The sequence below is a fragment of the Streptomyces sp. NRRL B-24085 genome (assembly GCF_001282115.1).
Taxonomy (GTDB): Bacteria; Actinomycetota; Actinomycetes; order Streptomycetales; family Streptomycetaceae; genus Streptomyces.
The window spans coordinates 1-13,183 of the sequence record NZ_LJBR01000091.1 but is presented as its reverse complement, the minus strand read 5'-3'; the positions used below and the strand labels follow the sequence as shown (position 1 = coordinate 13,183).

Below are 13,183 nucleotides of genomic sequence, written 5' to 3'. Positions count from 1 at the left end.
GGGCGGGGGCCGTGGGGGGCCGGCCGTCGGGTCTCGGCACGCTGCTTACGGGTCACGGGTCACGGGTCACGGGACATCGGCTCGGGATTGGGCGCCGGGGACGGGTACGGGTACGGGTACGGCGCCGAGGACGGGTACTGCGCCGGGGGCGGAGGGGCACCGAGGATGCACGGGGCGCCGGATCTGGGCAGGCCGCTACCCCCTCACGTGCACGGCCCTGCGGGACGCATCCGCACACGTGTCCTGACTCCTCCGCAGCGGGCAGTGAAACAGAACACCCTGCCCCGCATCGTTGCCCCGGGTTCGCCGCGCGGCACGGGAGTACCCGAACACGAAGAAACCCCCTCCGCCCTGCGTTTCCGCAGTTCGGAGGGGGTTTCTTTCTCAGCGTGGCGGCGCCAGGATTCGAACCTGGGAAGGCTGAGCCGGCAGATTTACAGTCTGCTCCCTTTGGCCGCTCGGGCACACCGCCGGGGTTGCTGCCCTTCGAACCGTCTTTCGGCGGTGCTCCGTGGCAACGACGTAAACAATACCCGATGCCGAGGGGTGCTTCGCCACCCGATTGATCTGCGCCCGGAGGGCATGGGGTGACTAGGCTTGGGCGGATGCGGCCCGGGTTCACGCCGGGCTCGGCGCCCGCCCCCACGTACGCCGATACGCATCCGTACGCACGCCGATACGCACCCCGATACAAGGAGCCACAGGACATGGCCGACTCCAGTTTCGACATCGTCTCGAAGGTCGAGCGGCAGGAGGTCGACAACGCCCTCAACCAGGCCGCCAAGGAGATCTCCCAGCGCTACGACTTCAAGGGCGTGGGTGCCTCGATCTCGTGGTCCGGCGACAAGATCCTGATGGAGGCGAACTCCGAGGACCGCGTCAACGCCGTCCTCGACGTCTTCCAGTCCAAGCTGATCAAGCGCGGGATCTCGCTGAAGGCGCTCGACGCGGGCGAGCCGCAGCTCTCCGGCAAGGAGTACAAGATCTTCGCGTCGATCGAGGAGGGCATCTCCCAGGAGAACGCCAAGAAGGTCGCGAAGATCATCCGTGACGAGGGCCCCAAGGGCGTGAAGGCCCAGGTCCAGGGCGACGAACTGCGGGTCAGCTCGAAGAGCCGTGACGACCTGCAGTCCGTCATCGCCCTGCTGAAGGGCAAGGACTTCGACTTCGCGATCCAGTTCGTGAACTACCGGTGAGCCGCTGACTCACTGGTCGGCAGCGATCGGCACCGATCAGCACCGATGCACGAGGAAGGGTGGGCACCTGGCCGGTGCCCACCCTTCTCGCCTGCTGGCTGCGGTCCGGGGTCAGTCGCGGGAGTTGCCGAACAGGAGACGGTAGGCGATCAGGAGCACCAGGGAGCCGCCGATCGCGGCCGCCCAGGTGGGTCCGTCGTAGAAGCTCTTGCTGACCGGGTGGTCCAGCCAGCGGGCCGATATCCAGCCGCCGATGAACGCGCCCGCGACGCCGATGAGGGTGGTCCCGACCAAGCCGCCCGGGTCCCGGCCCGGCAGCAGGAACTTGGCGATGGCTCCGGCCAACAGCCCGAGGATGATCCAGCCGATGATGCTCATGCCCTGAACCTGCCCTTCCGCGCTGTGTCCGCGCTGTCCGGGAACTGTGATCCGTGTCCCGGCAGACCGGACGAGCGCTCGTGCGCGTGGGCCGTACGTCCTTCACGTGCGGCCCGGTGTGCGGTGTTCGTCGAGCGGGTGTTCGCGTCCTGTTGCCGAAGAGGACGTCAGGGGCGCATTCCTCGGTTGCAGGGGATCAGTAGGGTGCGGCTCATGACGCATTCCGGTGCCGAACTGCGGCGCACGCTGGGGGTGGGGGACGCGGTCGTCATCGGGCTCGGCTCGATGATCGGCGCGGGGATCTTCGCCGCCCTCGGGCCGGCTGCGCGCGCGGCCGGATCCTGGCTCCTGCTCGGACTCGCGGTCGCCGCCGTGGTCGCCTACTGCAACGCCACCTCCTCCGCACGGCTGGCCGCCCTCTACCCGGCCTCCGGCGGCACGTATGTGTACGGGCGGGAGCGGTTGGGGCCGTTCTGGGGTTATCTCGCGGGCTGGGCGTTCGTGGTCGGGAAGACGGCCTCCTGTGCGGCGATGGCGCTGACGGTGGGCGCGTACGTGTGGCCGGGGCAGGCCCATGCCGTGGCCGTCGCGGCCGTGGTGGCGCTGACCGCGGTGAACTACGGCGGGATCCAGAAGTCGGCCTGGCTGACCCGGGCGATCGTGGCGGTGGTCCTCGCTGTCCTCGCTTCCGTGGTGGTCGTGTGTCTCGGGTCCGGGGCCGCGGAGGCCGGACGGCTGGACTCGGGCGTCTCCGGCGGCGTCGGCGGGGTGCTGCAGGCCGCCGGTCTGCTGTTCTTCGCGTTCGCGGGGTACGCGCGTATCGCGACCCTCGGTGAGGAGGTACGGGACCCCGCGCGCACCATCCCCCGCGCGATCCCCCTGGCCCTGGGCATCACGCTGGTGGTGTACGCGGGTGTGGCGGTGGCTGTCCTTTCCGTGCTGGGCGCCGGTGCTCTGGGGCGTGCGGACGCGCCGCTGGCCGAGGCGGTGCGGGCGGCCGGGATGCCGGGGCTCGTGCCGGTGGTGCGGGTGGGTGCCGCCGTGGCCGCGCTCGGCTCGCTGCTCGCCCTGATCCTGGGCGTCTCCCGGACGACGCTGGCGATGGCCCGGGACCGGCACCTGCCGGGTGCGCTGTCCGCCGTGCATCCCCGTTTCCAGGTGCCGCACCGGGCCGAGCTGGCTGTGGGTGCGGTGGTCGCGGTCCTCGCCGCCACGGTGGACGTCCGGGGCGCGATCGGTTTCTCCTCCTTCGGTGTGCTCGCGTACTACGCGGTGGCCAACGCGTCGGCCTGGACGCTCGGTTCGGCTCCGGCGGCCCGGGTGGTGCCGGCGGTGGGGCTGATCGGCTGTGTGGTGCTGGCGTTCGCGTTGCCGGTGGTCTCCGTGGTCGTGGGCGCGGGGGTGCTGGCGGTCGGAGTGGTGGCGTACGCGGTACGGAAACGGTGGGCGGGACAGTAGGTCAGTCGGGCGATACGTCAGCGGGTTGGCGGGGCGGTGGGCCGGCCGGTGGGTGTCCCGGAAGGGTGCGTCAGGTCGCGTGGGTCGGCGGTGCCGTGCGTATCCGGAACTCCGCCCAAGGAGCCATCTCCAGCTCCTCGTTCATCTCCTCGTACCAGCCCGTGCCGTCGACCCAGGCTCGCAGCCAGTCCGTGAGAGTGGGGGCGTCCACGAACCAGGCGTGGTCGCCGTCGCCGGCGTTCGGCTCGAAGAGGAGGACGGGGGCTTCCGGGCTGTGGCAGTCCACGCAGGCGTACATCGCACAACCCCAGTGGGATATCGGCAGGACGCCCTCGGGCCAGGGCCAGTCGGGGTCCTTGCGGCCGCTCTTGCGGTTGGCCAGGTACTGCACGACGGCTGCGGGCTCACCTGCCGGAGCGCTGTCGAGCAGGGGCAACAGGCCGTACTCCGGGCCGAATCCACCGTCCCCTATCCGCAGGTAGAGCTCGGCGAGCAGCGGGGGCAGGCGGAAGCCCAACGCGGCCTCGGCGCGGGCCAGGGTGGTCGGGTCCACCGGCTCGGGCAGGGAAGGCCAGCCCCAAGGGCGGGTGTTGCGGGCCTTGTCCGCCACCCGTGCCAGCAACTGCTCGCTCTCGGTCATGCATTCATGATGCAGCGCGGCACTGACAGCGGGGCAGGCCTGTGGACAACCTCCGGGTTGTGGAAAACTCCGTGCCGGCCTCGGCTCAGAAGGGGCTGATGTCGCGGCGCCGTGCTCCCCCGACCAGCCGTCAGCGGGTCGCGAACGGCTCGTCCGTGGGGACGATCTCGCGGCCCAGGGGGAACAGGGACACGGGGATCAGCTTGAAGTTGGCGATGCCGAACGGGATGCCGATGATCGTGATGCACAGGACGAGGCCCGTGGCGATGTGGCCCAGGGCGAGCCACCAGCCGGCGAGGACCAGCCACAGGACGTTGCCGACGCAGGAGGGCGCGCCCGCGTCGCGGCGCTCGATCGTGGTGTACCCGAAGGGCCACAGGGCGTAGACGCCGATGCGGAAGGCCGCTATGCCGAACGGGATGCCGATGATCGTGATGCAGAGCAGCGCGCCCGCGGCCAGGTAGGCGAGGAACAGCCAGAAGCCGCTCAGGACGAGCCAAATGACGTTCAGGACGGTTTTCACTGGGGGCGACCTGCCATCTTCTCGAGCCGGGCGATGCGCTCCGCCATCGGCGGGTGCGTCGAGAACATCTTGGACAGTCCCTGGCCGGGGCGGAACGGGTTGGCGATCATCATGTGACTCGCGGTCTCGATGCGCGGCTCGGGCGGCAACGGCAGCTGCTTGGTGCCCATGTCGAGCTTGCGCAGGGCGCTGGCGAGCGCGAGGGGATCACCGGTGAGCTGGGCACCGGACGCGTCCGCCTCGTACTCCCTGGAGCGGCTGATGGCCATCTGGATGAGGGTGGCCGCCAGCGGTCCGAGGATCATGATCATCAGCATGCCGAGGAGGCCCGGACCGTCATCGTCGTCGGAGCGTCCGATCGGGATGAGCCAGGCGAAGTTGACCAGGAACATGATCACGGAGGCGAGGGCGCCGGCGACGGACGAGATCAGGATGTCGCGGTTGTAGACATGGCTGAGCTCGTGGCCGATGACACCGCGCAGTTCGCGCTCGTCCAGCATGCGCAGGATGCCGTCGGTGCAGCACACGGCGGCGTTGCGCGGATTGCGGCCGGTCGCGAAGGCGTTGGGTGCCTCGGTCGGCGAGATGTACAGGCGCGGCATGGGCTGCCGGGCCTGCGTGGAGAGTTCGCGGACCATGCGGTACAGGGCCGGCGCCTCGAACTCGCTCACCGGGCGGGCACGCATCGCGCGTAGAGCCAGCTTGTCGCTGTTCCAGTACGCGTACGCGTTGGTGCCCAGCGCGATCAGGACGGCCACCACCAGCCCCATGCGGCCGAAGAAGCTGCCGATGACGATGATGAGTGCGGACAGTCCCCCGAGGAGGACTGCGGTCCTGAGCCCGTTGTGCCGGCGGTGCACGGTACGCCCTCCAAGTGGTGCAGCAGGGGAACCCTTTGCTTGCTGGTCTCCGATGTCTTCCGGTGCCACCGGTCCGTGGTGTCACGTCCAGTGGACCTTCCCGTCTTGCTCAACGCCAGGCGAAGGCCACTAGTTCCCTTGTGCGCACGTAGGCGCAGGTGGGCCGTCCGGGTGACGGCCTCGGGGAGGCGGTTCGGGTTCGGGCAGGGGCGGTTCAGAAGAGTCCGGTGCCGGCGAAGCGCAGCACGAGTTGGGGTGCGCCCGAGAGGGCGACGCCGAGTACTCCGGTCAGCGCGAGGGCGATCGTGAGGGGGGCGGGGACGCGGTGCGCGGCGGGTTCGCCCTCCGGGGCCCGGAACAGCAGGGTCGTCCACTGGAGGTAGTAGAAGAGCGCGATCACGACGTTGACGGCCATCACCACGGCGAGCCAGCCGAGCCCCGCGTCGACGGCCGCCGAGAAGACGGTGACCTTGGCGAAGAGGCCGATGATGCCCGGCGGCAGTCCCGCCAGGCAGAGCAGGAAGAAGGCCAGCAGAAGCGCGGCGAGCGGGTTGGTGGCGTACAGGCCGCGGTAGTCGGCGATGCGGTTCGCGGCCTTCGTACGGCCCACCAGCGCGGCCACCGCGAAGGCGCCGAGGTTCACGGCGGCGTACATCAGGGCGTAGGCGACGGTGGAGCCGACGGACCGCTCGGCGTCGTCGGAGTACGCGGCGGCGGCGATCGGGACGAGGAGATAGCCGGCCTGGCCGACGGAGGACCAGGCGAGCAGCCGTACCGCGCTGTACGCGCGCGTGGCCTGCTGTCGCAGGGCGCCGACGTTGCCGACGGTCATGGTGAGGGCGGCCAGCGCGGCGAGGGCCGGGCCCCAGACGTCGGCGTACGACGGCAGGGCGACGACGGTGACGAGGATCAGGCCGGAGAAGCCGACCGCCTTGCCGACGACCGACAGGTAGGCGGCGATCGGGAGCGGCGCGCCCACGTAGGTGTCGGGGACCCAGAAGTGGAAGGGCACGGCGGCGGTCTTGAAGGCGAAGCCGACCAGGGTGAGGACGACGCCGGTCTGGGCGAGGGTGTGGAGCTGCCCGTCGACGTGCTGGATGCGGTCCGCGACCTGGGTGAGGTAGAGGGTGCCCGTGGAGGCGTACACGAAGCTGATGCCCATGAGGCTGACGGCGGTCGCGGTGACCGAGGACAGGAAGAACTTCAGGGCCGCTTCGGAGGACTTCCTGTCGCCGTGCCGGATGCCGACGAGGGCGAAGACGGGCAGGGATGCGACTTCGAGGGCGACGATCAGGGTGGCCAGGTCCCGGGAGGCCGGCAGGAGGGCGGCGCCGGCGGCTGAGGAGAGCAGCAGGAACCAGTACTCCCCTTCGGGCAGCTTCTTGTCGGCGTCCTTGAGGGTGGTGACCGACAGGAGGGCGGCCAGGAGGGCGCCGCCGAGGACGAGGAACTGGATGACGAGCGTGAAGCGGTCGGCGGTGTAGCTGCAGACGCCGTCGTCGCCGGTCAGGCAGAAGGTGCTGCGGTCGCCGTCCAGGAGAGGCAGCAGGAGGAGCGCGGAGGCGGCCAGGCCGGCGACCGAGACCCACCCGAGCAGGACCTTCTTCTGGTCGCCGACGAACAGGTCGGCGACCAGGACGACGAGTCCGACGACCGCTGCGACGGTCGGCGGGGCGATCGCGAGCCAGTCGACGGACTGGACGAGGTTCGCGGCTGTCGTGGTCAGCGGCTCGGCCGAAGCCGATGGCGGGGCGATGGCGGCCAGGGTGCTCATCGGTTGCCTCCTGCGAGGAGCTGCTGGACGGCCGGGTCGGTGAGACCGAGGAGAGCCTTCGGCCACAGGCCCGCCACGACGGTGAGGGCGACGAGCGGCGTCCATGCCGCGAATTCGTATGTGTGGACGTCGGCGAGCCGAGGGGCGTCCTGGGGTACGGAGCCCATGCAGACGCGGCGGACCACGACGAGCATGTACGCGGCCGTGAGGAGGGTTCCGAACGCGCCGATCGCCATGAAGGTGAGGAAGGCGGGGCGGCTGAGGCCGTCGGCGGGTTCGAACGCTCCGAAGAGCGCCAGCATCTCGCCCCAGAACCCGGCCAGGCCGGGCAGGCCCAGCGAGGCGACCGCGCCGAAGGCCAGCAGGCCACCGAGGCGGGGGGCCTTGCCGTACAGGGCGGCGCCGGTCTCCTCGGCCAGGGTGTCGAGATCGGTGGTGCCGGTGCGGTCCTTCAGGGCGCCGACGAGGAAGAACAGCAGGCCGGTGATGAGGCCGTGGGCGATGTTGGCGAACAGGGCGCCGTTCACGCCGGTCGGGGTCATGGTGGCGATGCCGAGGAGGACGAAGCCCATGTGGCCGACGGAGGAGTAGGCGATGAGGCGCTTGAGGTCGCCCTTCGCGCCCCGCTTGGCGAGGGCGAGGCAGGCCAGGGAACCGTAGATGATCCCGACGACGGCGAACGCGGCGAGGTAGGGCGCGAAGTCCCGGAAGCCGTCGGGCGCGATCGGCAGCAGGATGCGGACGAACCCGTACGTGCCCATCTTCAGCAGGACGCCGGCGAGCAGGACCGAGCCGACGGTCGGGGCGGCGGTGTGGGCGTCGGGCAGCCAACTGTGCAGGGGCCACATCGGGGTCTTGACCGCGAGTCCGATCCCGATCGCCAGAACGGCGATGACCTGCACGGACGCGGTCAGTGACCGGCCGTTGTCAGTGGCGAGTGCCACCATGTCGAATGTGCCCGCCTTGATCCCGATCAGGAGCAGGCCGAGCAGCATGACGACCGAGCCCAGCAGGGTGTAGAGGATGAAGCGCCAGGCGGCGGCCTGGCGGTCCGCGCCGCCCCAGCGGGCGATGAGGAAGTACATCGGGATGAGCACCGTCTCGAACGCGAGGAAGAACAGCAGCAGATCGAGGACGGCGAAGGTCGCGAGAGTGCCGGACTCGAGGACGAGCAGCAGTGCGACGAAGGCCTTCGGGGAGGGGCCCGCAGGCATCTTGAAATAGGAGTAGAGCGCGCAGAGGAAGGTCAGCAGCGCGGTCAGGACCAGAAGGGGGAGGGAGATGCCGTCGATGCCGAGGTGGATGCGCACGTCGAGTGCGGGGATCCAGCTGATGTCGGTCGTGGCCTGCATCTTCGACGGATGGTCGTGGTCGAAGCCGAGCGCGAGGGCGATCGCGGCGATGAGGATCACGCCGGTGACGGTCACGCCGTGCCGCAGTACGGCCTGTTCGGGTGACTTCCCCTTCAGTCCGGGCGGGGCGGGCAGCAGGGCCGTGACGGCGCCGAGGAGCGGGCCGGCCACGACCAACGCCAGAAGGAACTGCATCACGGACTCGTTGATATCGATCACGCCTGCTCACGCTCCCGTGGCGACGAGGACGACGGCGACCGCGAGGACGACGGTGCCGGCGAGCAGCGCGCTCACATAGGTCTGGAGATTGCCGGTCTGGGCGCGTCGTACGGCGCTGCCCAGCCAGCGGGGCAGTGCTCCCGCGCCGCGTACGTAGGCCTCGACGACCTCGCGGTCCAGGAACCGGACGAGACCGGCTCCGGCTCGGACCGGGCGGACGAAGAGGGCCGTGTACAGGGCGTCCAGGTGGAAGCCGGCGGCCGCGGGGCGGTGCAGCGGGCCGAGCAGCAGCCGTCCGGGGTCCGCGGGGTCGGGCGCGTAGGCCACGTCTCCGTAGGCGGGCTCGTGGGTGGCGATGGCCTCGGCCTCGACCAGGCCGGCGTCGCCCTCGGGGTGGGCGGCGACCGCGCCGAGCGGGACCCGGGCCGCGGCCGTGCCGGTGTGCCGCCAGGCCGCGTACGTGACGATGCCGCCGATCAGGGCCGCGCCGGTGCCGACGACGGACGTGGTGAGGGTCGGGGTGAGGTCACGGCCGTCGAACCAGTCGGGCAGCACGCGGTAGGCGAACGCACCGAGGGCGAGGGAGGGAGCCGCGAGGACCCACAGGACGACGTTCATCGTCAGTGGCTGGCGGCCGTGGTCGGGGGCTTCGGCGCCCCGTCCGTTGAAGGCGAGAAGCCACAGGCGGGTCGCGTACGCGGCGGTGAGCAGGGCCGTGACGAGACCGGCGACCAGGGTGATCCATCCTGCGGCGCCGGGAGCGTGCTCGGTGTGGCCGGTGGCGACGTGCTCGGCGGCGCCGAGGACGGACTCCTTGGAGAAGAAGCCGCTGAAGGGCGGGATCGCGGCGAGCGCGAGGAGCGCCACGGTCATCGTCCAGAAGGCGTCCGGGACGCGGGCGCGCAGGTCCTTCATGCGGGACATGGCGGCCAGTGAGTTGGTGCCGGCGGCGTGGATGATCACGCCGGCCGCGAGGAACAGCAGCGCCTTGAAGGCGCCGTGGGACAGGAGGTGGAAGACGGCGGCACCGCGATCACCGACGGCGAGGGCGCCGGTCATGTAGCCGAGCTGGCCGATCGTCGAGTAGGCGAGGACGCGCTTGATGTCGTCCTGGGCGAGCGCGGCGAGACCGGAGCCGAGCATCGTGACGGCGGCCATGACGGCGAGGGCCACCATCGCGGCCCGGGAGGCCTCGAAGACGGGGAGGAGACGGGCGATGAAGTAGACACCGGCGGCGACCATCGTCGCGGCGTGGATCAGCGCGGAGACGGGGGTGGGGCCGGCCATGGCGTCGGGGAGCCAGGTGTGCAGGGGGAACTGCGCCGACTTGCCGGCCACGCCCGCGAGGAGGAGCAGGGCGATCAGGGTCGGATGGTCGAGTCCGTCGTGCGCGACGGCGTCGAGGACCTTGGTGATCCGGAACGAGCCGGCGTCCGTGGCCAGTGCGAACAGGCCGATCAGGAAGGGGACGTCACCGAGCTTGGTCACCAGGAAGGCCTTGAGGGAGGCCGCGCGAGCCTCCGGGGTCTCCCAGTAGTGGCCGACCAGGAAGTACGAGCAGATGCCCATGATCTCCCAGCCGACCAGCAGCACGATCAGGTCGCCGGAGTAGACGACGAGCAGCATCGCGGAGGTGAAGAGGGAGACGAGAGCGGCGTACGAGGGGTAGCGCGGGTCGTCGCGCAGATAGCCCGTCGAGTAGATCTGCACGCAGGTGGCGACGAAGCCGACCAGGACGGCGACGAGGGCGGCGAAGCCGTCGATGTGCAGGGCGAGCTCGATCGGGACCGAGCCGGTCGGGGTGAGTTCGGTGGCGGCGTTCACCGTCTGGTCGCCGCCCTGGCGCACGGCGACCACCGCGGCGAGCGCGAGTGCGGCCAGGGGAGGCAGGACGGCGAGCGGGCGGACGAAGCCGGGGGCCGTGCGGCCCAGGAGCAGGCCGGCCGCGGCGCCCAGGAAAGGGAGGACGGGGACGAGGACGGCGAGGGTGGTCGTGGTCACGCGGTGGCCTCAGCCTTCCCGGTCCGCCCGGATCGTGCGGCCTGCTCGGCCGGGCGGGCTTCGCTGTCGGAGTCGTCAGGGTCGTCGAGGCCCTCGGCCGTGTCGCGCAGTCTGTCGATGTCGGCGGTGCCGCGGTTGCGGTGGACGGCGAGGACGATCGCGAGGCCGATGCCGATCTCCGCGGCGGCGATGGCGATGGTGAACAGGGTGAGGGCCTGTCCGGAGTGCAGGGTCTCCTCGGCGGTCCTGCTGAGCCAGACGTCGAAGGCGACCAGGTTCAGGTTGACGGCGTTGAGCATCAGCTCGACCGACATCAGGACGAGGATCGCGTTGCGACGGGCGAGGACGCCGTAGAGGCCGGTGCAGAAGAGGAGGGCGGAGAGTACGGCGGGATAGGCGAGGTGCATCAGCGGGCGCCTTCCTGCTCGGCCGACTCGGTTCCTTCGGCGGAGGCCGTTCGCTTGGACGCGGCTGTTTCGTCGGGCGTCTCGCTTCCCTTGGACGTCTCGGTTCCCCTGGGCGTCTCTGTTTCGTTGGACGTCTTCGTTCCCGCGACTGGCACATTTCGCCCGATCGGGTGATTACGGGAATCCGGGACGGATGGGGAACCACCGGTCCCGGCCCGGGAGTTCACAGGGGGAGAGCTCGACTCCGCCTTCGCCTTGCGGGACAGGACGATCGCGCCGACCAGTGCCGCGAGGAGCAGGACGGAGAGGGCCTCGAAGGGGAGGACCCAGTTCTGGAAGAGGCTCGCGCCGGTGACCTCGGTGGAGCCGACGGCGGGCCCGTCGAGGTCGATCCAGGTGGTGCGGAAGGCGTCGGCGACCACCCAGACCAGAGCGGCCGCTGCCGCGAGGGCCACGACGAGGGCGGCCCAGCGGTTGCCCGAGTCCGCGTCCGGGGAGCGGCCGATGGGGGCCCTGGTGAGCATCAGACCGAACAGAAGGAGGACGACGACGGAACCGACGTAGATGAGGACCTGCACCCAGGCGATGAACTCGGCGGTGAGCAGGAGGTATTCGACGGCCAGGCCGCCGAGGGCCACCACCAGCCACAGGGCGGCGTGCACCAGTTGCCTGGTGGTGACGGTGACGATCGCGGCGCCGAAGGTGACCAGGCCGACGAGCAGGAAGGCGATCTCGACGCCGGTCGGGGAGAGGAAGCCGTGGGTCTCCTGAGCGAGGGTCACGACTCGTCCCCCTGGGAATCGGCCGGCGCGGTCGGCTCGGCCTGAGTGGCCTGGGCGGCCTGGGTGGCCGCCAGCTTCTCGGCGGTCTTGCGGGCGGTGGCGATCTCCTTCGCTTCCTCGGCACCGGGGTCGAGGGCCGGCGGGGCCGGGACGGTCCACATCCACTCCCGGAGCTTGTCCCGCTCGTGGGTGAGCTCGCGGATGTCGGTCTCGGCGTACTCGAACTCCGGGGACCAGAACAGCGCGTCGAAAGGACACACCTCGATGCAGATACCGCAGTACATGCAGAGGGAGAAGTCGATGGCGAAGCGGTCGAGGACGTTACGGCTGCGCTCGCGGCCGCCGGGGGCCGCCGCCGGGACCGTCTCCTTGTGGGAGTCGATGTAGATGCACCAGTCGGGGCACTCACGGGCGCAGAGCATGCAGACCGTGCAGTTCTCCTCGAACAGGCCGATCACACCGCGGGTGCGGGGCGGGAGGTCGGGCTGGGCGTCGGGGTACTGCTCGGTGACGGACTTCTTCGTCATCGTGCGCAGGGTGACGGCCAGGCCCTTGGCCAGGCCCGAGCCAGGAATGGGGGCCATGGTTACTGGATCACCACCTTGACGATGCCGGTGAGGGCGATCTGGGCGAGGGAGAGGGGGACGAGGAGGGTCCAGGAGAGTTTCTGGAGCTGGTCCTCGCGCAGACGGGGGTAGGTCACGCGGAGCCAGATGACGACGAAGGCGAGCAAGGCCGTCTTGAGGAGGGTCCAGACCCAGCCGAGACCGTCGGCGCCCCAGGGGCCGTGCCAGCCGCCCAGGAAGAGGACGGTGGTCAGCCCGCACAGGACGACGATCCCGGCGTACTCGGCGAGGAGGAACAGGGCGAAACGCAGGCCGGTGTACTCGGTGTAGGCGCCGAAGATGATCTCCGAGTCGGCGACCGGCATGTCGAAGGGAGGGCGCTGGAGTTCGGCGAGTCCGGCCACGAAGAAGACGATCGCGCCGACGATCTGCCAGGGCAGCCACCACCACTCGAAGGCGTCGAGGATGCCGGGGAGGGAGACGGTTCCGGCCGCCATCGCCACCGAGGCGGCGGTGAGGAGCATCGGGAGTTCGTAGGCGAGGAGCTGTGCGGCGGTGCGCAGGCCCCCGAGGAGGGAGAACTTGTTGGCGGAGGCCCAGCCGGCCATCAGGGAGCCGAGGACGCCCACGCCCATCACGGCGAGCACGAAGAACACGCCGGCGTCGACCACCTCGCCGACGGCGCCCTCGCCGGGGCCGATCGGGATCGCGAGGAGGACGACCAGGTAGGGCAGGAGGGCGACGGCGGGGGCGAGTTGGAAGACACGGCGGTCCGCGCCCGCCGGGACGACGTCTTCCTTCTGGGCGAACTTCACGCCGTCCGCGACGAGTTGGGCCCAGCCGTGGAAGCCGCCGGCGTACATCGGGCCCAGCCGGCCCTGCATGTGGGCCATCACCTTGTGCTCGGTCTGACCGATGATCAGGGGGAAGGTGAGGAAGACGACGAAGACGATCAGGAGTCGCAGGGCGACGTCGAGAGCGTCGTTCACTGCGGGCCTCCTGCGGGGTTGCCGGGGTTGTCGGGGGT

At 70.4% G+C, this 13,183-nt stretch carries 13 protein-coding genes and 1 tRNA gene; 2 read left to right on the top strand and 12 right to left on the bottom strand.

Annotated elements, in window-relative coordinates; genetic code table 11:
• Positions 1-390 precede the first annotated feature (390 nt).
• Positions 391-472 (bottom strand) — tRNA-Tyr (locus AOJ26_RS12900).
• Between the two features lie 235 nt (positions 473-707).
• Here AOJ26_RS12900 and AOJ26_RS12895 point away from each other — a divergent pair.
• Positions 708-1,196: a YajQ family cyclic di-GMP-binding protein gene (locus tag AOJ26_RS12895; protein ID WP_053848399.1), complete on the top strand. Its 489-nt coding sequence runs from the start codon at positions 708-710 to the stop codon at positions 1,194-1,196.
• Between the two features lie 111 nt (positions 1,197-1,307).
• Here the strand turns inward: AOJ26_RS12895 and AOJ26_RS12890 are convergent, their stop codons facing one another.
• On the bottom strand, positions 1,308-1,574 hold the full coding sequence (locus AOJ26_RS12890; protein ID WP_053848398.1) for a GlsB/YeaQ/YmgE family stress response membrane protein: 267 nt from the start codon (positions 1,572-1,574) through the stop codon (positions 1,308-1,310).
• Positions 1,575-1,787: 213 nt separating this feature from the next.
• Here AOJ26_RS12890 and AOJ26_RS12885 point away from each other — a divergent pair, with 213 nt between their 5' ends.
• Positions 1,788-3,032: an APC family permease gene (locus AOJ26_RS12885; RefSeq protein ID WP_053848397.1), complete on the top strand. Its 1,245-nt coding sequence runs from the start codon at positions 1,788-1,790 to the stop codon at positions 3,030-3,032.
• A 70-nt stretch (positions 3,033-3,102) separates the two neighbouring features.
• Here AOJ26_RS12885 and AOJ26_RS12880 read toward each other — a convergent pair whose 3' ends face one another.
• The 10 genes from AOJ26_RS12880 to AOJ26_RS12835 all read right to left on the bottom strand — a co-directional run bounded on the left by AOJ26_RS12880 (position 3,103) and on the right by AOJ26_RS12835 (position 13,145).
• Positions 3,103-3,672, bottom strand: coding sequence for an SMI1/KNR4 family protein (locus AOJ26_RS12880; protein WP_053848396.1), 570 nt, complete (start codon positions 3,670-3,672; stop codon positions 3,103-3,105).
• A gap of 130 nt (positions 3,673-3,802) precedes the next feature.
• Positions 3,803-4,195 carry a YccF domain-containing protein gene (locus AOJ26_RS12875; RefSeq protein WP_053848395.1) on the bottom strand — a complete coding sequence of 131 codons (393 nt, stop codon included), beginning with the start codon at positions 4,193-4,195 and terminating at the stop codon, positions 3,803-3,805.
• Complete coding sequence (htpX, locus tag AOJ26_RS12870) at positions 4,192-5,055, bottom strand: zinc metalloprotease HtpX (RefSeq protein WP_053848394.1); 864 nt, start codon at positions 5,053-5,055, stop codon at positions 4,192-4,194. The genes AOJ26_RS12875 and htpX overlap by 4 nt, the downstream gene beginning before the upstream one ends.
• Positions 5,056-5,269: 214 nt before the next feature.
• Entirely contained in the window at positions 5,270-6,829 is a 1,560-nt protein-coding gene (locus AOJ26_RS12865) for an NADH-quinone oxidoreductase subunit N (RefSeq protein ID WP_053848393.1), read from the bottom strand.
• On the bottom strand, positions 6,826-8,400 hold the full coding sequence (locus AOJ26_RS12860; protein ID WP_053848392.1) for an NADH-quinone oxidoreductase subunit M: 1,575 nt from the start codon (positions 8,398-8,400) through the stop codon (positions 6,826-6,828). The genes AOJ26_RS12865 and AOJ26_RS12860 overlap by 4 nt, the downstream gene beginning before the upstream one ends.
• 6 nt (positions 8,401-8,406) lie before the next feature.
• Positions 8,407-10,401: an NADH-quinone oxidoreductase subunit L gene (locus AOJ26_RS12855; RefSeq protein ID WP_053848391.1), complete on the bottom strand. Its 1,995-nt coding sequence runs from the start codon at positions 10,399-10,401 to the stop codon at positions 8,407-8,409.
• Positions 10,398-10,808, bottom strand: a complete 411-nt coding sequence (nuoK, locus tag AOJ26_RS12850) for an NADH-quinone oxidoreductase subunit NuoK (protein WP_053848390.1) — start codon at positions 10,806-10,808, stop codon at positions 10,398-10,400. The genes AOJ26_RS12855 and nuoK overlap by 4 nt, the downstream gene beginning before the upstream one ends.
• Positions 10,808-11,590 (bottom strand): NADH-quinone oxidoreductase subunit J, encoded by a 783-nt coding sequence (locus AOJ26_RS12845; RefSeq protein WP_053848389.1) that lies wholly within the window; start codon positions 11,588-11,590, stop codon positions 10,808-10,810. Before AOJ26_RS12845 ends, nuoK begins: the two co-directional genes overlap by 1 nt.
• Positions 11,587-12,174 carry a NuoI/complex I 23 kDa subunit family protein gene (locus AOJ26_RS12840; RefSeq protein WP_053848388.1) on the bottom strand — a complete coding sequence of 196 codons (588 nt, stop codon included), beginning with the start codon at positions 12,172-12,174 and terminating at the stop codon, positions 11,587-11,589. The genes AOJ26_RS12845 and AOJ26_RS12840 overlap by 4 nt, the downstream gene beginning before the upstream one ends.
• Positions 12,175-12,176: 2 nt before the next feature.
• Positions 12,177-13,145: a complex I subunit 1/NuoH family protein gene (locus AOJ26_RS12835; RefSeq protein ID WP_053848387.1), complete on the bottom strand. Its 969-nt coding sequence runs from the start codon at positions 13,143-13,145 to the stop codon at positions 12,177-12,179.
• Positions 13,146-13,183: the final 38 nt, after the last annotated feature.